Source organism: Streptomyces spongiae, from assembly GCF_009377185.1.
Lineage (GTDB): Bacteria > Actinomycetota > Actinomycetes > Streptomycetales > Streptomycetaceae > Streptomyces > Streptomyces spongiae.
On the sequence record NZ_VJZC01000068.1, the window covers coordinates 1 to 18,699 of the forward strand.

Sequence of the window (18,699 nt, forward strand, 5' to 3'; positions counted from 1 at the left end):
CCGCTGTTCGGGGTGGGTGAGTTCGGGACGGCTTTCGTCGGCGGCGGCGGAGGTGCCGGCCTCGGCTGAGGTCTCCGCATCGGGTGGTGTCGCACGGCCCTTGCGCGGGAGCAGGAAGGCCACCGCCAGGGTGCCCACACCCAGGATCACCGCACCCACCAGACTGGTGTGGGACACCGAGTCCGCGAAGGACGAGCTGACCGCGTCCGCCATGCGGTGGGCCGCGTGGGCGAGTTCCTCGGCCTGTGCGTTCAACTGCGCGGCCTGTTCGGCGTTACCCGCGTTCGCCGCCTCCTCCGCGAGCTTGCGCGCCTGCTCGCCGACGGCTTCGGCCGTTGCGTACCCCGCGCCGACCGATTCCTGCGCCTGGCTCAGTACATCGGCCGGAAGCTCGGTGCCGGCGGCGGCGTCGGACAGGTTGGACGCGTACGAAGTGGACAGCAGCGAGCCGAGGATGGCGATGCCGATCGCGCCGCCCAGTTCCGTGGAGGTGTCGTTGACCGCGCTGCCCACGCCCAGTTCCTCCTCGGGGAACGCGCCGACGATGGCGTCCGTGCACGGTGAGAGCGCCAGACCGATCGAGAGCCCGAGGATGAAGAGCGGTGCCACGAAATCACCGTACGAGGAAGCCTTGTCGACCTGGATGAGCAGCGCGAGCGCCACGGTTCCACCCACCATGCCCGCCAGGATCATGGACCGCATGCCGAGGCGGGGGGTGAGATAGCCGGTCAGTGCCGAACCGACGAAGACCGCTCCGGCCAGCGGCAGCATGGCCAGGCCGGTCTCGAACGCGTCGAACCGCAGGACGAACTGCAGGTGCTGTGTGAGGTAGAAGAAGGCGCCGAAGACCACGAGATAGAACAGCACGACGGCGATGTTGGCGCCCGTGAACCCGCGGTCCGCGAAGCGGCGCAGGTTGAGGAGGGGGTAGGGGTGCCGCAGCTCCCAGACGATGAACGCCGCGAGCCCCACCCCCGTGACGACCGCGCCGATGACCGCTCCCGTGCCCCAGCCGTGCGGTGCCTCGATCAAGGTGAAGATCAGTGCGGAGATCCAGACCACGGACAGGAAGCCGCCCACGTAGTCGATCCGGTCCATCTGCGCGGCCTTCGACGGCGGTATCAGCATGAAGGCGCCGACGATGGCGAGGACGATCACGGGAATGTTGATCAGGAACGTCGACTGCCAGCTCTGGTCCTTCAGGAGGATGCCCGCGACCAGGGGTCCTGCCGCGATCGCGAAGCCGGCGGTGGCCGACCACAGGGTGATCGCCTTGGTCCGCTCGGCACGGGGGAAGGTCGCGACGAGCAGCGAGAGTGTGGCGGGCATGATGAGCGCCGCGCCCACCCCCATCACGGCACGGGCCGTGATGACGCCTGCCGCGCTGTCGACGAGTGAGCCCGATATCGCTCCGATGGCGAAGAGGACGAGTCCGAGGACGAGCGCGCCGCGCCGGCTGTACTTGTCGCCGATGGCGGCGAACAGCAGCATCAGCGCGGAGTACGGGACCGTGTAGCCGTCGATGACCCACTGGAGGTCGGTGCTGGACAGGCCGAGGTCGTGGGTCATGGCGGGGGCCGCGACCGTGAGGGCCGTGTTGGCCATCAAGATCATCAGCAGGCTCAGGCAGAGCACGGCCAGAGCCCACCAGCGCCGGGCGTAGGGCGGGTCCGTCCTCTCGACCGGTTCGTTCACGAACAGACGCATGGACGGGGTCCCTTCTCGGTGTGGCTCCGGGCTCGGCGGGTCCATGTGCGGGAAGAGGGCGCGCGGGGCCGAGAGGGAGAGCCGTCGACTGGCGGTTTCAGTGCTTCTGTTCGATGGACTCTATCACCTGACAAAGTCGAAAGAACGAAAGGCGGGGAAGCGCTGCTGTGGCGTCGATCACTCTGGGTCACAGGTCCGTGTTCCAGGTGGGGGTACGTCAGGGGGCGCCAGGGGACGTCGGGGGATGCCAGGACTCCACGGCCAACAAAGGGAAAGGCGCTGCCCAGTGGCCGGAGAGGGGCCAAACGGGGCAGCGCCGGAGGATCGGTGGTCAGTCGGTTCAGGAGGAGTCGTCGTCCGGACGACCGCCTACGGGCGAAGGCTCTTCCCGGGTTGTTCTCAGCAGGGTTCGGTAGACCTCGCGCACCCCGATCGCCTGTTCAAGGCCACGGGACAGCTCTCCGAAGAACTGCGTACGGTACTGGGCGTCGCTGACCGCGTACACGGTGAAGTACAGGCCCGCGAAAACGGACAGGAACACCGAGACCTGGTACAGCTCCGAGGTGACTGGCAGGCGCAGGACGACGAAGTCGAAGTTCCAGACGATCGGAGTGGGGGGATGGCCGACCCAACCCTCCACGACCGCCGGGCTGATCGCCAGCATTCCGAAGACGATGAAGAACAGGAACACGGCGATGACCAGGAGAAGTACCTGGATCGCCTGCATCAACAGCAGGACGAGGAGCAGGTTCGCCTTCTGGGTGCGGGAGAGTGTGTCCTCGGCGGGATCCATGTCGTCCGGCTCGCCGGGACGGCCGCTGTCGCCGTCGAGATCCGCGAGCAGACGTGCTCGCTCCTCCAACGGGGTTCCGCGGCAGGCCCGTACGAACCCTTCGGTCGCGGCGGTGTGCTGAACCTGGCGGACTTCCTCCGGAAGCCGGGTGAGCAGGAACGCCAGCCCGGCTCCCGCGAAAACGAGCACGGTCGCGTAGAGGCCGGGGCGGTGCAGGCTCGACGCCACCTGCCACACCTCGGTGTTGACGAACAGCGTGATCATGAAAAGCATGAGCAGCGGCAGGGCACGGGTGATCAGCGGCAGGAGCAGATCCAGCTCGGCCCCCGCCCGGCGGGCCGCCCAGCCCGCGATCACCGTCACCCTCAACGGTTTGCCCGCGTAGGCCAGTAGGAGGGCGATCGCCACCACGAGGCCGGTCAGCACCGCTGAGGGCACGTTTCCCACTGCCAGTTCGGTGAGCCATCCGGCCGTCGCCGAGAGCACGGCCACTCCGGCGAGCAGAAGCCAGAGCCAACGGCGCCGGAGCAGTTTGCGCACCCGCTCGTCCACCGCGTCGATGAACCAGGGGAGTCCACGACGACGGAACCACGCCTCCGCGACGGCGATATCGGCCCGCGGGTCACTCATCCGTCGTGCCCGACAACGGCGACGGACCGGTCGAACCGGCCGGTCGGCTGAGGGTGCATGCTCTGTCGCCCTTGCGTGGTCGTGATCGAGCAGGAGTCCTAAAACGCGATCGCAGACTGTACCGGATGTGGTGGGCGCAGGGTGGTGCCGCGATCCGTGGGGAGAATAGGGGATGGGTGTCCGAGCAGCGCGCCGCGGGGTTCGGTCCGGCCGTGGGCGCCGTGCCGCGTCGCCGTGCGCACGATCGGCTCGATGCCCCGGACATGGACGCCGTCAGGAGAGACTTCACGCTGAACGACGTCGCACCGGAAGTAGCGGCAGAGGTACGCCTCGTCTGCGGCTGTTCGGGCTCGACAACTGTGCCTGTGATGGCGAGGTGGTCGTGCTTCACTGTGCGCGTGGCTACTGGAGCGACGAGGATCCGGCCGGTCGGGGGCGAGGGCGGCACACGTGAACAGGACGTGCTGTCCACCGTTCATGTGCCGTGGCGACTTGAGCCGAGGGACCCTCGTGATCCCGGTCCGGGCGGGGGCGGTGGCGAAGTCGGCTGGATGCGTGCCCATGAACTGATGGGGTCCCGCCTCGTGGAATCCTCGGCGGCTCCGGTCAGCGGGCGGCGCGGGCCGGACGAGATTGCGCGTACCGACGGCGAGTGGATCGTCGCTCTGATCCAGTTGCGTGGACGCATGGTCATCAGTGACGGAGGAGACCCGCTGGAACTGGGACCGGGGGGCGTGGTGGTGTGGGACAGCACGGCACCGGCCTCGTTCGAGATCAAGAAACGGGACCACAAGCGCAGCGTTTTCTTCCCGCGGGAGTTTCTCTCCACGCTGTGCCCGACGCTGGACACCCGCCCCATGCTCGAACTTCCGTCGGCGGACCCGTCCGTCGCCCTGTTCCGGGCGGTGGCGGCCGATGTGGCCCGCCACGCGGCGGATCTCGACGACGTGGGTCGATTCGCCTCCTCCCAGGCCCTGGCGGAACTGCTGGTGGCATGTCTGCGGCCCCGGGTGCTGCAGGGGCGAGCGGCCCATCAGGCGGCCCTGTTCAGGCGCGCGTGCGCTCATGTCGAGGAGCGACTGGGGGACCCGGACCTGAGACCCGGAGTTCTGGCGGCCGAACTGAAAGTGCCGCTGCGCACCCTCCAGGACGTGTTCGCCCAGCGCGGTCATACGGTGCGGGGCTACATCAAGACCCGTCGGCTCGGCCGGGCCCATGGCGAGCTGCGGCGGGCCGACGGCAGGTCCGTCACCGAGATCGCCTTCGCCCTCGGGTTCACCCATGCCGGCCACTTCAGTCGCTCGTTCCACGAGCGGTACGGCACGACTCCGCGCGAGGTGCGTGCGGAGGGCGTCAGGCCGGCGCGCCGAGGTGCTCCGTGAAGAAGGTGACGGCCGCGTCCGCCGCCAGGTCGAAGGCCGGAGTCTCGCGGTAGACGTCGAAGTGGCCTCCGCGGACGCCGACGTACCGCTTGGGCTCGTGAGCGCGGGAGTAGGCGGCCAGTTGGAGTTCCGGCGGGCACACGAGGTCGTCCTCGGCGACGATCATCAGCATGGGGGTGGGGCTGACCCGCTCGATGAGCAGGGCCGGCTCGTAGCCGGTCAGCAGTTCCATGCTGCGGAGGGTGACTTCGTTGCGATAGGTGGGGAAGTCGTTGTCCTTCTGGACGAACTCCCATGAGTCCGGCGTCGGCAGCGCGGCCGGGGCGGCGGGGTCCGGGGACGCCACGGGGATCATCGCGGGTTCTCCGCCGGCCATGCGTGCTCTGCGGTCGGCCCGGTGGAAGGCGGCGGCAGCCGCCAGGGCGGGGGCGGGAACCAGGCGCTGGCCGCACTCACGGCCGCTGACCATGGGGACCTGGGCGACGATCGCGCGCACCCGGCGGTCCTGTCCGGCAAGGACGATCACATGTCCACCGGACAGGCTGGATCCCCAGGCCCCGATGCGGTCCGGGTCGGTCCGGGGCAGCGACTCCGCGAAGGTCACGGCGTCGCTGTAGTCACGCATCTGCAGGAGCGGGTCGATCTCCTGGCGTGGGGTTCCCTCGCTGGAGCCGAGGTTGCGGTGGTCGTAGACGACGGCGGCCAGACCGGCCGCGGCGAACCGCCCGGCCAGATCGGGCAGACGGCCGCCCTCTTTGACACCGGAGAGTCCGGTGGCCATGACCACCGTGGGGAAGGGGCCGGAGCCGTCGGGGACGTAGTGCCAACCGCGCAGCAGAGTTCCGTCGGTGGTGTGGAATTCGATGTCGTGTCGCATGCCCCGAGGATCGCCGACTCGCGCGAGGGGACGCTGCTCCGGGCGCGCAAGCGTATGTGTCCTCCCGCGCAACGCGGGACGGCCTGACCCGGGTCTTCTCCGTCCGGGCGGGGCGACCGCGCGGTGATGTGCGAGCGACTGAAGCGACCGGAGCGACCCAAGTCGGAACATGTCGCGACGTCGGCGCGGCGACTTCCGCGCGTCCGCTTCGCCCGGTGCGGTCACGAGAGCGGTCGCGCTCCTTCGTCGAGGTGGGGACCTCGTTCCGAGGCCATGGAAAAGTCTTTACTCGATCGACTTTGTCACTCGACTAAACCGTTTGCTAATGTCGGTGTCGGCCGGGAAAGCGCGCCAGCTCCGGCCCCTCCGCAGCGGGGGATCGCCATACACCGAGGGGTATGCCATGAACATCAACCTCAACCCGGTCAGCGTCGCCTGGAACACCGTGGCCAGCCACGACACCTACGAAGCGGCCCAGGAGACGGTCGACCGGTTGTCCGACAAGGGGTTCCCGGTCGAGCACCTGGACATCGTCGGATCCGACCTGCGCATGGTCGAGCGGGTGACCGGGCGTCTGACCACGGGCCGTGCGGCCAGTGCCGGCGCGGTCAGCGGTGCCTGGTTCGGACTTCTCATCGGACTGCTGGTCGGTATGTTCACCCCTGACCATGCCTGGCTGACCGTCATGTTCAACAGCGTGCTCATCAGCACGGCGTGGGGAGCCCTCTTCGGCCTCGGCACCCGCCTGTTCACCCGTGGCCGCCGTGACTTCTCCTCCGTACGCACCCTCACCGCCGCCCGCTACGACGTGGTCGCCCGCGACGGTTACGCCGACCGGGCCCGCGAAACCCTCACCGCCGACGCTCCCCGCACCTGGTGACCCTTTACCCCGCTTCAGGCCACCGTGTTTGCGAGGCAGGGGGCTGGAACCTCCCCGTGAGGACCCTGCCCCTGGCCGCGGCTCCCGGTGCCGGGCGGTCTAGGGTGCGGGGTCGATGACCGAGGCATAGGCCGCGGCCCGTGCTGTCCGGCGCCTTGTGCAGGCGGTGCCCACCGTTGTCCGACGCAGGCCGCCGACGATGGACTGGAGTGCCTCGGCCAGAACGGTCAGTCGCCGGGCATCGTCCGTGAAGGCGCCGAGCCGGCTTCGTACGGCCTCCTCATAGACCGGGCCGCTGTCTCGCAGGAGCGCTCTTCCCCGCTCGGTGAGCATGACGTGGGCCGCCCGTGCGTCTGTGGGGCACTCCGAGCGGATGACCCGGCCTCTCGACTGCTGACGGGCAACCGTCTGTGAGACCCGGCTCCTGGAGGTGCCCAGTACCGCGCTCAGCTCGGTCATGTGCAGGAACCCGGCGGGGGCTCCACCCAGGACGGCGAGAACCGAGAACTCCTCCAGAGTGATGGCCTGTTGCTTGACGAGCGCCTGGTTCACCGATGACTCCAGCAGTCGGCTGACCAGAGCGAGATGTTCGAAGACCCGGACGTCCGGTAGGACGGACTCTTGGCTCACGGGAGTGCTCAACCCCGTTTTCTCACGCCCCGCAATGCCGGGCAGGTGGATCTTGGTCGTGCCCCCCGTACGGTGAGGAATCCTCCTCCTACGACGTGAACCCAGCGTGGAATTCCTCTGGAGGTTGTGCGCCGACTCCCCGGCGACAAGCGCTTCTTGGGCGTCCCGACGCCCGACGGGACGTCAGGAGCGGGTCAGCCGGGCAGGTGCTCCTGTCGTCTGGCTGCCCTCGTCCCCCGGAGTGAGGACATCCGTGCCGGTCTTCGTCAGGGTGTACAGGTTGCCCCGTTGGCAGAGCACGCCTGCCGACGGGTCGCTGGGAGCGCTCGTGGCCGCCTCGAAGACCATGGTCGTGCCATGGGTCTCCCGCAGGCGCAGTGTCTCCGTGCACCCGATGTCCCGGCGGGTGGCGGCCTCCGTCACATGACTCACCTGTCTGCCCACGATCTCGCCGCGGTCCGCCGAGTGAAGGGTCAGTACCACCGACACCGCGGTCGTACGGGCGTTGACGAGGCCGTCCCCGGACGTGTTGCCCGGGCCCGTGCCCTTCCAGGTGCCGACCCACGAGGCCGGGAGGGCGTTCGCGGCGGTGCGCGACGGGGACGGCGATGTGTCCCGGGCGCCGTCCGTGCCGTCACCCGTGCCGTCGGGCCAGGCCAGCGCCGCGATGACGGCCGCGGTGGCCGCCACCCCCGCGAAGACCAGGGCCGACCGGGCCCGCGCCTTTTGGCGGTCGGGCGCGGGTGGGGGAGCGCCGACGGGTGGGGCGGACGCCCAGCCCGTGGCGCCGCCGACGGGGAGGGCCGGGGGAGGACCGAACCCGATCGGTGGCCCGTACGCCGCCGGTCGCACGATGTCGCCGGTCCCGGTCGGTGGTCCGAACCCTGTCGACGGCGCGGAAGGTGGCGGTGGGGTGCCGACCGCCGCCTGTTCCAGCCGGGCCCTCAACTCCACCTCCCGGGCTGAGATGTCCGCCGTCAGGTGCGGCGGCAGGGCTGGGGCCCAGTCCCCGGGGCCGGCGCCGGTCTGTGTCAGCAGGGCGTCCGAAGTGGGCCGATTCTGGGGCGACTTGTGCAGGCAGGCGGTGACAAGCGGTATGAGTGCGGGCGGTACGCCGTCGAGAACCGGTTCCTCGTGCGCGATCCGGTAGAGCCGTTGAGCCGCTGACGGTTGCTCGCCCGGTCGCAGGAAAGGGCCTGTTCCAGAGCGCGTACACAAGTACGGCTCCCAGGGCGAACACGTTGCCGGGCTCGGCCGAGATTCCTTCGGTCACCTGCTCCGGTGCCATGTATCCCGGGGAGCCGATGACACGCCGGTGCGGGTATGGCGGGTGTCGTCGGCGGCACGGGCGATGCCGAAGTCGATGAGCAGGGGATGGCGGCGGGGCAAGCAGGATGTTGGAGGGCTTCAGATCGCGATGGGCGAGGCCCGCCCGGTGAACGGCCCGCAACCCCTCGGCGAGTTCACCCGCCAGGGCGCGGACCGTGGCCTCCGGCAAGGGGCCGTGCCGCTCCACCCAGTCCGCGAGCGTCGGTGCGGCCGCGTACTCCGTTGCCGGCCATTGCGGGCGTTCACCCGCGGGGCTGTAGTCCACGACCGCCGCCGTCCAGGGAGAGCGCACCTGGTCGCTGCTGGCGATCTCACGCGCGAACCGAAGCCGGGGTCGGAACCGAACTCGGTGCGTACGGTCTTCAGAGCCGGCGGCCGGCCGGACGCGGTGCGGGCCAGAAAGACCTGTCCCATGCCGCCGACTCCGAGCCCGGCGAGCAGGGGGTAGCCGCCTATCGCTGATGGATCCTCGGGACCGAGGCTTCTCATGCACCTCTCCCGGATCTGTACGGGCTCACACAGCACATGGAGCACTCATATCACCGACGGTCGAAGTCCTCGTAGGCGGATACGGATCCGGGAGGGGGTTGGCGAGCAGGCCGAGGGCGGCCGGCCATCGAGGCGGCGGTCCGAAGACGCGGGCACGGCTCAGCCGCCCCGGCCGACTGCGCGGGATGGGCCGGGGCATGCGCCCGCCCCGCCCCGCCGTCGCTCAGAGCGCCGGGTAGTCCGTGTAGCCCTTGGCGTCGCCGCCGTAGAAGGTGGCCGGGTCCGGGTCGTTGAACGGGCCGCTCGTCCGCAGTCGGGCCGGGAGGTCCGGGTTGGCCAGGAACAGCGCACCGAAGGAGACGAGGTCCGCGACCCCCTCCTCAACGAGGGTCAGTGCCTCCGGTCCGGTCGGGCCCTCCGTCGCGGGGTTGAGGACGAGCGCGCCGCTGAAGCGCTTGCGCAGGGACAGCGTCAGCTCACGGGTGTCGCCGACCTCCATGATGTGCAGGTAGGCCAGGCCGAGCGGCTCCAGTTCGGCCATGAGCGCGGTGTACGTCGGTTCCGGCTCGGGCTCCTCGATGTCGTTGAACGGGTTGCCGGGCGAGAGACGGATACCGGTGCGCTCGGCGCCGATCTCGGCGGCCACGGCGCGGACCACCTCGACGGCGAAGCGGATGCGGTTCTCGACGGAGCCGCCCCAGTCGTCGGTGCGGTGGTTGGAGCCCGGTGCCAGGAACTGGTGGATCAAGTAGCCGTTGGCACCGTGGAGTTCGACACCGTCGAAGCCGGCGTCGATCGCGTTGCGGGCGGCGGTCGCGAAGTCCGTGATCGTGGCCCGGACCTCGGCGTCCGAGAGTTCCCGGGGCTCGACGAAGTCCTTCAGGCCTTCCTGGGTGAAGGTCTGACCGCGGGCGGCCACCGGTGAAGCGCCCACGTTGACCAGGCCGTCCGGGAGCAGAATGGGGTGCCCGATGCGGCCGGTGTGCATGAGCTGCGCGAATATCCGGCCGCCGGCGGTGTGTACCGCGTCGGTCACCTTGCGCCAGGCGGCGACCTGTTCGGCGCTGTGCAGCCCGGGGGTGTTGGGGTAGCCCTGACCGACCACGGAGGGCTGGATGCCCTCGGTGACGATCAGTCCGGCGGAGGCGCGCTGGCTGTAGTACTCGGCGATGAGCGCGGTGGGCAGGTCACCCGCCGCCCGGTTGCGGGTCATCGGTGCCATCACTATGCGGTTGGCGAGCCGGGTTCCGGAGAGGTCGATCGGGTCGAACGCGGTGGTCATGGAGCCTCCGATGTGATTTATGTGGTCGACCAAATGATCTGGCCGACGGTCAGGCTACCGCATTCATTGGTCGGCCAAGGAGATGCCGTCAGTAATAGGCTCGGGGGAACAGCCATGTGGAACTCGGGTGGATGCGGGGAGCGGCGATGGACGCCAGCGAGGAGCCGACGGCGGACGCGGTGGGAAGTGTCTGCGGGCTGCCCGCCGCCGCTCGCGGCGGTCCGGTCAGCCATGCGCTGAGCCGCGTGGCGCGGCTGCATCGTGCGGCAGCCGGGAGACTGCTGCGTGGACTCGGGCTCTATCCGGGCCAGGAAATGGTGATGATGCACCTGTGGGAGAACGGCTCGGCCCGGCAGTCCGAGCTGATCCGGATGCTCGGCCTGGATCCCTCCACGGTGACCAAGATGCTCCAGCGATTGGAACAGGCCGGACAGGTACGGCGGTTGCCGGACCCGGCGGACCGGCGCGCGGTGCTGGTGGAGGCCACGGAGTGCGGCACCCGGCTGCTCTGTGAGATCGAGCGTGTGTGGGGTGTGCTGGAGGAAGAGAGCCTCGCCGGGCTGTCGCCGGACGAGCGGGAACAGTTCCTCACCCTCCTCCACCGCGTCGAGGCCAACCTGGCCGCGGCACCGCGAGCAGACCTGGCCGGATCGGCCGATGTCGGAGACTGCTCGTTCGGTGCGGGGTGAACCGGCTGGGGGCCGAGCGGTGTGGACGGGCCCGACGGTGGCTGGGCCGGGGCACGGTTCCCGGCTGCCCGAGTCGGCGTCAGGGAGTCCTCACACACCGTCCTCCCCTCAGCTCACTGGTGGGTGAGACGTCGAGGACTGCGGTGCTCAGCCGTTTACCGGTCCCGGGCCTCGGGGCCGGCGCCGCGGTCTGTGCGAGCCCCTCCTTCGCGGCGTCCGTGGCGGTGACGCGGGCGCCCTCCGAGAGCAGCCGCAGGGTCGTCGCCCGTCCGATGCCGGATGCGGCACCGGTGACAAACACCCGTCGATCGTATCGACGTTCCATGTGGCTTGGCTCCTGTTGTTCGTCCCGAGACGACGGGAACACGGCGCGGGGCACCCGCCGGGGAGGACCGGCCGACGGCGGACGTCGCGAGGGACGAGCGGTTCGGTGCACGCCGACAGGCGGGTGCTTCGACGGAGACTCTGGAGTCAGAAACCGAATATCGCTAGGTTTTGGTAGGGGGCAGTACCTCGCCTGCCGCCCGGTCGTTCGAAAGGATCACGCACTGTTGGTCAGCTCCGCCTGATGGACTTGATGCGCGAGGGGCAGTCCTGCGGCGAGGCGTTCCAGTTCGTCCACCACGGTAATCCCCAGGCGTTCGAGTTCGTTGCCGACGGACCCGGCGACGTGCGGGGTCAACAGGACGTTCGGCAGCCGGTAGAGGGGAGATTCGGCGGGAAGGGGCTCGGGCTCGGTGACATCGAGCATGGCGCTGATTCTTCCGCTCAGGAGTTCGTCGGTGAGCGCCGCGTGGTCGACGAGGGCGCCCCGGGAGGTATTGATCAGAACGCCTCCGTCCGGGATCAACGCCAGGCGCTCGCGATTGAGCATGTGATGGGTTTCCGGGAGGTCGGGGGCGTGCAGCGTGACGATGTCACTGGAGCGCAGGAGGTCGTTGAGCGGCAGGGGAACGGCGCCGAGGGCCTTCGCCTGGGCGGCGTCGACGTACGGGTCGTACAGCGAGACCTCCAGGTCGAAAGGGCGCAGCAGGTCCAGCAGCCGGCGGCCGATCCGGGAGGCGCCGATCACACCGACACGGCGCCGGAAGTTGCCCAGTACCTTCCGCTCGTCGGGACCCGGATAGGCGTGTCGGTCGCGGAAACGCTCGCGGAGCCCGAGCACGTCCTTGCCGGCGAACAGGATCGCCGCGAGCGTGTACTCGGCCACCGGAAGGGCGTTGGCCTGCGCCGCGCTGGAGATCGACAGCCCGCTCCTCCAGAAGGCGTCTCCGATCATGTGCCGCACGCTGCCCGCCGCGTGCAGGATGACGCGCAGCCGGGGGGCTGCGTCGAGCACGTCCTGATCGATGCGGGGGCCGCCCCACCCCGTGATCAACACCTCGGTCCGGCCCAAAACGCCTGCCACCTCCGGGGAGCCGAGGTCCTGGGCGACGAGCGCGGGGTCGATGTGTGCGAACTGTCGCAACCTGTTCATCACGCGCGGCGGGAAGAGCTCGGGCAGATGCACCGGGTCCATCGCGAACAGGGCTGAGGGCAGTTGCGGGGCGGTCATGATGGCTCCTACTTCGGCAGGAAGACAGTGGTGGGAACGGACAGATAACGTGTTCTGTTGCTGAAACTGACTGTGAACTGGCGATGCTGTCAAGCGTCCGAGCGCGCCGCCCCGATCTTCGGCCTGGCTGGTTCCGTTGCGAAAGTACAGCTCAAGGGCCTCTTTGGGTAACGCGACGGAAAGTTCGCCGAAACAAACCTGTGCCTGCCCCTTGCGGTTGCCGTTCGCCGCATCCTACTGTCCCCGACAGCGAACGATTTCTATCGCAGGCTGCGCGAGACCGCCCTCGCTCCGCCGCGTACCCGACCGCGCCGGTTCCCCACACCGCATGCGCCGTCAAGTTCCCCCGTGGAGGACCGATGTCCCACTTCCGTAGTTCAGCCCTCGCCACCGCGACCGCGGCGTCGCTCTGTCTGGTACTGGCCGCGTGTTCCGGCAGCACCGGCACCGGAGGGGACACCGCGGCGTCCCCGAGCACCAAGGGCAAGGCCACCCTGGAGTTCTGGAGCTGGACGGAGGGCGTGGAGGCCCAGGTCAAGGTGTGGAACAAGGAGCACCCGGAGACGCAGGTCAAGTTCGTGAACGCGGCCGGTGACACCGTCTACCAGAAGCTGCGTGCGGCGGTGAACGCGGGTACCGCTCCCTGTCTGTCGAAGATGGACGGGATGAACCTGGCGAACTTCGCCGCCGACGGTCTGCTGACCGACATCACCAAGGTCGCCGCGCCGTACAAGGGCAAGTACACGCCCGCGGCGTGGAACGCGGTCAGTCCCGGCGGCACCACTTTCGGCATCCCGATGGGCTCCTCGCCGTTGTTCACCGCCTACCGCGCGGACCTGTTCCAGAAGTACGGCATCGAGGCGCCCAAGACCTGGGACGACGTGATCGCGGCCGGAAAGAAGGCGCAGAAGGAGAACAAGAACGTCAAGATCTTCAACATGGCGGGTGAGGACCCGAGCACGCTCGTCGACCTGTCCTGGCAGGCGGGCGCCCAGTGGTACAAGGCCGACGGTGACCGCTGGGTGGTCGACTTCACCTCGCCCGAGGCACTGAAGGCGGGTGATGTCGTCCAGCAACTGGTCGACGACAACCTGGCTTCCAGCGCTTCCTATGCCGACCCGGGTGTCTTCAAGACCTGGGACCTCGGCAAGACCATCATGATGACCACGTCGACGTGGCAGCTGCCGATCTACGACACCAACTTCCCCAAGTCCAAGGGCAAGTGGCAGCTCGCCGACGCACCCCTCTTCGACACCGCCCAGCCGCGGACGTCCTCCAGCTTCGACACCACCGGTGTGCTGAAGGGCTGCAAGTACCCCGACCGGGCGGCCGAGTTCGCGGCCTGGCTGTCCAGCAGCAAGGAGTCACTGACCACGCTCACGGACCCTGCGTCCAAGTCGGGCCTCTTCCCGGCGGTCAAGGACGTCTCGCCCTACGTGGACAAGATCATCCCCACGGAGATGTTCAACGGGAAGTCCGACAGCGCCGAGGTCATCACCACCGCCGCCTCCCGGGTCGGCGACCAGTGGCAGTACGGCCCGAACTACGCGGCCATGTACTCCGAGATGCAGAAGCAGTGGGGCAAGGTCATGAAGGGCGAGCTGAAGGTCAAGGACATGCTGGCCAGCCTCCAGAAGTGGACCGTCGACGACCTCAACGGCAAGGGCATCAACGCCGTCGCCGGCAGCTGAGCCCCACACCCCCACAGAGACAGCCGGACACTTCCCATGGAGACATCCGTGTCGACCCTGACGCGACCGCCGACGGCCGCGACCGACTCCCCGGTCCGGCGGTCCTCCCCCCGCCGGGCCGGGGGACGGGGAGCCTGGAAAGGGCTGCTGTTCGCACTGCCCTTTCTGGTGGGCTTCCTGGCCACCTACGTCGTACCGATCGGCTTCGCCTTCAACCAGAGCCTGCAGGAGAAGAAGAGCTCCGGGCTCGGCTTCGGCCCGACGCAGATCGTCTACACCGGCTTCGCCAACTTCGGCTCGGTCCTCACGGACGCCGCCTTCTGGTCCAGCATGGCGCGCACGCTGTGCTTCGGAACCGTCCAGATCGCCGTCATGCTGGGCATCTCCCTGTTCCTGGCCCTGCTCCTGGACGGCGTAGCGGCGCGCGCGGTCCGCTTCTTCCGGGCCGGGCTGCTCGTCCCGTACGTCGTCCCCACGGTCGTCTCGTCGCTGATGTGGCTGTTCCTCTACAGCCCCACGGGCAGCCCCCTGCACGACATGCTGGCCCGGGTGGACCTGGACTTCGACTTCTTCGGCGGCCTCAACACCTATCTCTCCCTGGGCAATCTGCTGACCTGGCAGGGGATCGGCTTCAACATGATCCTGATCTCCGCCTCGCTGCAGGCACTGCCCCGCGAGCTGTACGAGGCGGCCCGGCTCGACGGGGCCCGGGAGTGGCGGATCGCCTGGTCGGTCAAGATCCCGAACATCACCGGGATCCTGGTGCTGACCGGCATGTTCTCCCTCATCGGCCGGCTCCAGCTGTTCGCCGAGCCGCTGCTGCTACGGCAGATCGCACCGGAGTCCATCAACACCGACTTCACGCCGATGATGGAGATCTACGACAAGGCCTTCAAGGCCGGCAACTACCAGTACGCCGCGGCCGAGTCGCTGGTCCTGGCAGTGGTCACCGGGATCCTCGCCTTCGTCTTCTACCGGATCACGAACAGGAAGATGTCATGAGCAGTGTCGCTACCGGGGGCGGCGTGCGCCCCACCCGCCGCGCGGTGGTCCTCACCACCGGCCTGCTCCTTCTCTTCCTGCTGTACTCTCTCGCCCCGACCTGGTTCCTGATCGTCTCCTCGACGAAGAACCAGACCGACCTCTACTCCACCTTCGGCCTGTGGTTCTCCTCCAACCACTTCGGCGACAACTTCCAGCAGATCTGGCAGTACCACGACGGGGTCTTCCTGCGCTGGATCGGGAACTCCATCCTGTACTCCACCCTCGGCGCGCTGGGCTCCACGTTCATCTCGCTCGCCGCCGGGTACGGCATGGCCAAGTACGCGTTCCGCGGCCGGGGCGTCATGTTCGCGACGGTGGTCGGAGCCTCGCTGCTGCCCAGTGCCCTGCTGGCCTTCCCGCTCTACCTCGTCTTCGCCGAGATCGGCCTCACCAACACCATCTGGGCCGTGCTGGTCCCGTACTTCGTCAACCCGTTCGGCGTCTATCTCGGCAAGGTCTACGCGGACAGCTCCGTGCCGGACGAGCTGATGGAGGCGGCCCGCATCGACGGGGCGAGCGAGTTGCGGATCTTCTTCTCGGTCGCGCTGAGGCTGATGAGCACCGGCGGCATCACCATCTTCATGCTCGACTTCATCGGCATCTGGAACAACTTCTTCCTCCCCCTGTTCATGCTCAACGGCGAGCGCACCTTCCCCGTGACCCTGGGCCTGTACTCCTGGCTCCAGCAGGCGCAGACCGCCCGTGACATGAACACCCTCGTCCTCACCGGGTCCCTGCTGTCGATCGTTCCGCTCGCGATCTTCATGTTCGCGCTCCAGAAGTACTGGCGCAGCGGAATCCTCATGGGCAGCCTCAAGTAGTCTGCGCCCGACGTCCCCTGTCCGAGCCGTTCGTCTCTGCGGAGTCACCAGCCGTGCAGCACACCATCCACAACCCGGTCCTGCGGGGCTTCGAACCCGACCCGTCGATCCTGCGGGTCGGCGAGGACTACTACATCGCCACCTCCACCTTCGAGTGGTACCCGGGTGTACGGCTGCACCACTCCCGTGACCTGGTGAACTGGCGCCCGCTGGGCGGGATCCTGGACAGTCGACGCCTGCTCGACCTCACCGGGGTACCGGACTCCGGCGGTATCTGGGCGCCCGGACTGTCCTACGCGGACGGTCTGTTCCATCTCGTCTTCACGGTCGTCGACACTTACGCGAAGGGCTGGAAGGACCTGGCCAACTACGTGACGACGGCACCCTCCGCCGAGGGCCCCTGGTCCGACCCGGTGCCGTTGCACGGGCGCGGCTTCGACGTGTCGCTGTTCCACGACGATGACGGCCGGAGCTGGCTGCTGAACATGCGCCTCGACTGGCGGCCGGACCACCCCGGTTTCGCCGGGATCGAGGTCCGGGAGTACGACCGCGCCTCGGGCAAACTGCTCGGCGAACCGCGTACGCTCACCGCCGGCACGGCGGCCGGGGTCGCCGAAGGCCCCCACCTGTACCGCAGGGACGGCTGGTACTACCTCGTCCACGCCGAGGGCGGCACCGGCTACGAGCACGGCGCGGTCGTCGCCCGCTCCCGTGACCTGCTCGGCCCGTACGAGCCCGACCCGGCCGGACCCCTGCTCACCTCACGGCACGACCCGACCCTCGAACTCCAGAAGGCCGGGCACTGCTCCCTCGTGGAGACACCGAACGGCCAGTGGTACGCCGCCCACATCACCGCCCGTCCCTACACCGAACGCGGCCGGTGCGTCCTGGGCCGGGAGACCGCTCTGCAACCCGTCACCTGGACCGAGGACGGCTGGCCGCGCATCGCCGGGGCCCTCGCGGCCGTCACCGTACCGGCGCCCGACCTCCCGCGGGCGCCCTGGCCGCTACCGCCGGAGACCGACCGCTTCGACGCGCCCCGCCTCGGCCCCGACTGGTCCACCCTGCGCCGGCCGGCCACCCCGGACTGGATCGAGTCCGCGCCGGGACGGCTGCGTGTCCACGGCGGTCAGTCGCCCGCCGGCCGCCGCGCCCCGAGCCTGGTCGCCCGCAGGGTCACCGCACAGCAGTGCGTCTTCAGCACGGAACTGTCCTTCGCCCCGGGCACCTCCGACCACATGGCCGGGCTGACCGCCTACTACAACACCCACAACTGGCACTATCTATATGTGACCGCCGAAGACGACGGCAGCCCCGTACTGAAGGCGCTGAGCTGTGTGGCCGGCCGGACGCTCGCACACCCGCCGCAGGTGCCGCTGGAACCGGGGCGTCCGGTGACCCTGTACGCCGAACTCGACGGGCCCTCTCTCCGGTTCTCCTACGGCATCGGACACGGGCCCAGCGTCCTGTCGGTCGATCTCGACGCCACCGTCCTCTCCGACGAGCACGCCGACGAATTCCATGACGGGCAGCTGACGGTCTTCGGCTTCACCGGCGCCATGCTGGGCCTGTGGGTTCAGGACCTCGACGGCACGGGCGTGTACGCCGACTTCTCCCACGCCACCTACCGCACCGGCCGGACCCTCGACCGATGACCCTGCTCGATCCCGCCCTCGGCCCCGGCCGCGCACGTCTGTTCTGCACCTGCCTGGGGCCCTCGGAAGCCCCGGCCGTGCTGCTCGTGCACGGCTGGGGTGGGGACGGACGTGAATGGTCGCCGCACGCCGAGGCGCTGGCCGACCGGTTCCGTGTCATCGTCCCCGACCTGCGCGGGCACGGCCGTTCCGAGGTTCCGGCCAGGGGCAACACCCCGGCGGAGATGGCCGAGGACCTGGCCGCCCTGATCCGGGCGCTCGGCACCGGGCCGGTCGTCGCCGTCGGCCACTCCATGGGCGGCCAGGTCGTCAACCTGCTGGCCGTGCACCACCCGGACGCCGTGCGTTCCGTCGTCGCCCTCGATCCGGCGCACGGTGCGCAGGGTGCCGAAGTCGAGGGAATCCCCGCCCGGTTGGCCGAGTACGAGCGGTACGGTGCCCGCGCAGCCGCCTCCTTCATCGCCGGCGCCTTCTCCCCGTCGGCCCCGCCCGGCCTGCGCGCCGCGCACATCCGCACCATGCTCGGCACCCCCGACCACGTCATCGCGCAGGCCTACGCGGGCATGTACACCGACCCCGGCGCCGTCGGTGTCCGTCCCGACAGCGAGGTGTACCTGCGCCGCCGAACCCAGCCCGCGCTGACCGTGTGGACCTCCCGAGAGGCCGCCGAGTGGGAGCGTGGCATCCCGGCCGCGTCCGGCTCGTCCGTGCGGCACTGGCCCGATACCGGCCACTACCTGCACGAGGAGCACACCGACCGCGCCATCCGGCTCATCCGGGACCGGGCAGAGGCGGTCGGCCCTGGCTGACGCCAGGGCTGTGGCTCGATCGACTTCATCTTCGGCGACGCGACGGTTGTCTTCGACCGCCGCAACATCGCGATGCGCAAACTGGGTCGGTGGCACGGTGCTGGCACCCAACACCGACAAGAGCAAGAAGTACGGCCTTCTGATCACCGGCAGCACCATCTACACCAACGGTGTGCCGACGAACACGATGTACCTCGGCCGGCCGTGGCACAACACGGCGGACGCCTGGCCCCAGGCGGTGGTCCGCAACACGACGATCAACTCGGGTATCACGGCCGCTCACCGTGGACCAACATGACCACCGACTACTCCTGGACGCAGGCCCGGCTCAAGGAGTACAAGAACACCGGCCCCGGTGCGGGCACCGGCGCGAACGCGCCGCAGATGTCCGACTCGGAGGCCGCCGACTACACCGCCCAGAAGTAACCGCGGCACC

General features: G+C 69.1%; 18 protein-coding genes and 1 pseudogene. 10 read left to right on the forward strand and 9 right to left on the reverse strand.

The window, feature by feature from the left end; all coding sequences use genetic code 11:
- Positions 1–1,707, reverse strand: a 1,707-nt coding sequence (locus FNH08_RS12890) for an MFS transporter (protein ID WP_152771611.1), incomplete at its 3' end; no start/stop codon positions are given.
- A gap of 340 nt (positions 1,708–2,047) precedes the next feature.
- Positions 2,048–3,130 carry a hypothetical protein gene (locus FNH08_RS12895; RefSeq protein ID WP_152771612.1) on the reverse strand — a complete coding sequence of 361 codons (1,083 nt, stop codon included), beginning with the start codon at positions 3,128–3,130 and terminating at the stop codon, positions 2,048–2,050.
- A 368-nt stretch (positions 3,131–3,498) separates the two neighbouring features.
- Here FNH08_RS12895 and FNH08_RS12900 point away from each other — a divergent pair, with 368 nt between their 5' ends.
- Positions 3,499–4,512 (forward strand): helix-turn-helix domain-containing protein, encoded by a 1,014-nt coding sequence (locus tag FNH08_RS12900; protein WP_228034083.1) that lies wholly within the window; start codon positions 3,499–3,501, stop codon positions 4,510–4,512.
- On the opposite strand, the gene FNH08_RS12905 is transcribed toward FNH08_RS12900, so the two are convergent.
- Positions 4,484–5,389 (reverse strand): alpha/beta hydrolase, encoded by a 906-nt coding sequence (locus tag FNH08_RS12905; RefSeq protein WP_152771614.1) that lies wholly within the window; start codon positions 5,387–5,389, stop codon positions 4,484–4,486. The two genes, FNH08_RS12900 and FNH08_RS12905, sit on opposite strands and share 29 nt — an antisense overlap.
- Before the next feature lie 403 nt (positions 5,390–5,792).
- On the opposite strand from FNH08_RS12905, the gene FNH08_RS12910 reads away from it, so the two are divergent.
- Positions 5,793–6,269 carry a general stress protein gene (locus FNH08_RS12910; RefSeq protein WP_152771615.1) on the forward strand — a complete coding sequence of 159 codons (477 nt, stop codon included), beginning with the start codon at positions 5,793–5,795 and terminating at the stop codon, positions 6,267–6,269.
- A 99-nt stretch (positions 6,270–6,368) separates the two neighbouring features.
- On the opposite strand, the gene FNH08_RS12915 is transcribed toward FNH08_RS12910, so the two are convergent.
- The 4 genes and pseudogenes from FNH08_RS12915 to FNH08_RS12930 all read right to left on the reverse strand — a co-directional run bounded on the left by FNH08_RS12915 (position 6,369) and on the right by FNH08_RS12930 (position 9,999).
- On the reverse strand, positions 6,369–6,899 hold the full coding sequence (locus FNH08_RS12915; RefSeq protein WP_194238472.1) for a MarR family winged helix-turn-helix transcriptional regulator: 531 nt from the start codon (positions 6,897–6,899) through the stop codon (positions 6,369–6,371).
- Positions 6,900–7,082: 183 nt separating this feature from the next.
- Positions 7,083–7,847, reverse strand: coding sequence for a hypothetical protein (locus FNH08_RS12920; protein WP_228034087.1), 765 nt, complete (start codon positions 7,845–7,847; stop codon positions 7,083–7,085).
- 250 nt (positions 7,848–8,097) lie between these two features.
- Positions 8,098–8,721 (reverse strand): annotated as a pseudogene (locus FNH08_RS53955) (protein kinase domain-containing protein); the annotation flags it as partial.
- A gap of 219 nt (positions 8,722–8,940) precedes the next feature.
- Positions 8,941–9,999, reverse strand: coding sequence for an alkene reductase (locus FNH08_RS12930; RefSeq protein WP_152771619.1), 1,059 nt, complete (start codon positions 9,997–9,999; stop codon positions 8,941–8,943).
- A gap of 146 nt (positions 10,000–10,145) precedes the next feature.
- On the opposite strand from FNH08_RS12930, the gene FNH08_RS12935 reads away from it, so the two are divergent.
- A complete protein-coding gene (locus FNH08_RS12935) occupies positions 10,146–10,688 on the forward strand; it encodes a MarR family winged helix-turn-helix transcriptional regulator (protein ID WP_152771620.1) in 543 nt (180 codons plus the stop codon).
- Positions 10,689–10,767: 79 nt separating this feature from the next.
- Here FNH08_RS12935 and FNH08_RS12940 read toward each other — a convergent pair whose 3' ends face one another.
- Both FNH08_RS12940 and FNH08_RS12945 read right to left on the reverse strand, forming a co-directional pair.
- Entirely contained in the window at positions 10,768–11,013 is a 246-nt protein-coding gene (locus FNH08_RS12940) for an SDR family NAD(P)-dependent oxidoreductase (protein ID WP_152771621.1), read from the reverse strand.
- 216 nt (positions 11,014–11,229) lie between these two features.
- Positions 11,230–12,243, reverse strand: coding sequence for a hydroxyacid dehydrogenase (locus FNH08_RS12945; protein WP_152771622.1), 1,014 nt, complete (start codon positions 12,241–12,243; stop codon positions 11,230–11,232).
- Between the two features lie 359 nt (positions 12,244–12,602).
- Between FNH08_RS12945 and FNH08_RS12950 the strand changes: the two genes are divergently transcribed.
- From FNH08_RS12950 to FNH08_RS53040, 7 genes are all read left to right on the forward strand, one after another.
- On the forward strand, positions 12,603–13,934 hold the full coding sequence (locus tag FNH08_RS12950; RefSeq protein WP_152771623.1) for an ABC transporter substrate-binding protein: 1,332 nt from the start codon (positions 12,603–12,605) through the stop codon (positions 13,932–13,934).
- Between the two features lie 48 nt (positions 13,935–13,982).
- Positions 13,983–14,936, forward strand: a complete 954-nt coding sequence (locus tag FNH08_RS12955) for a carbohydrate ABC transporter permease (protein WP_322724376.1) — start codon at positions 13,983–13,985, stop codon at positions 14,934–14,936.
- Positions 14,933–15,799: a carbohydrate ABC transporter permease gene (locus FNH08_RS12960; RefSeq protein WP_152771625.1), complete on the forward strand. Its 867-nt coding sequence runs from the start codon at positions 14,933–14,935 to the stop codon at positions 15,797–15,799. The genes FNH08_RS12955 and FNH08_RS12960 overlap by 4 nt, the downstream gene beginning before the upstream one ends.
- Before the next feature lie 53 nt (positions 15,800–15,852).
- Positions 15,853–17,454, forward strand: coding sequence for a glycoside hydrolase family 43 protein (locus FNH08_RS12965; RefSeq protein WP_322724377.1), 1,602 nt, complete (start codon positions 15,853–15,855; stop codon positions 17,452–17,454).
- On the forward strand, positions 17,451–18,263 hold the full coding sequence (locus FNH08_RS12970) for an alpha/beta fold hydrolase (protein ID WP_152771627.1): 813 nt from the start codon (positions 17,451–17,453) through the stop codon (positions 18,261–18,263). Before FNH08_RS12965 ends, FNH08_RS12970 begins: the two co-directional genes overlap by 4 nt.
- Before the next feature lie 97 nt (positions 18,264–18,360).
- The gene (locus FNH08_RS12975) at positions 18,361–18,561 is read left to right on the forward strand and encodes a hypothetical protein (RefSeq protein ID WP_152771628.1); all 201 of its coding nucleotides are present in this window, start codon (positions 18,361–18,363) and stop codon (positions 18,559–18,561) included.
- Positions 18,558–18,689: a hypothetical protein gene (locus FNH08_RS53040; RefSeq protein ID WP_265579765.1), complete on the forward strand. Its 132-nt coding sequence runs from the start codon at positions 18,558–18,560 to the stop codon at positions 18,687–18,689. The genes FNH08_RS12975 and FNH08_RS53040 overlap by 4 nt, the downstream gene beginning before the upstream one ends.
- Positions 18,690–18,699 lie beyond the last annotated feature (10 nt).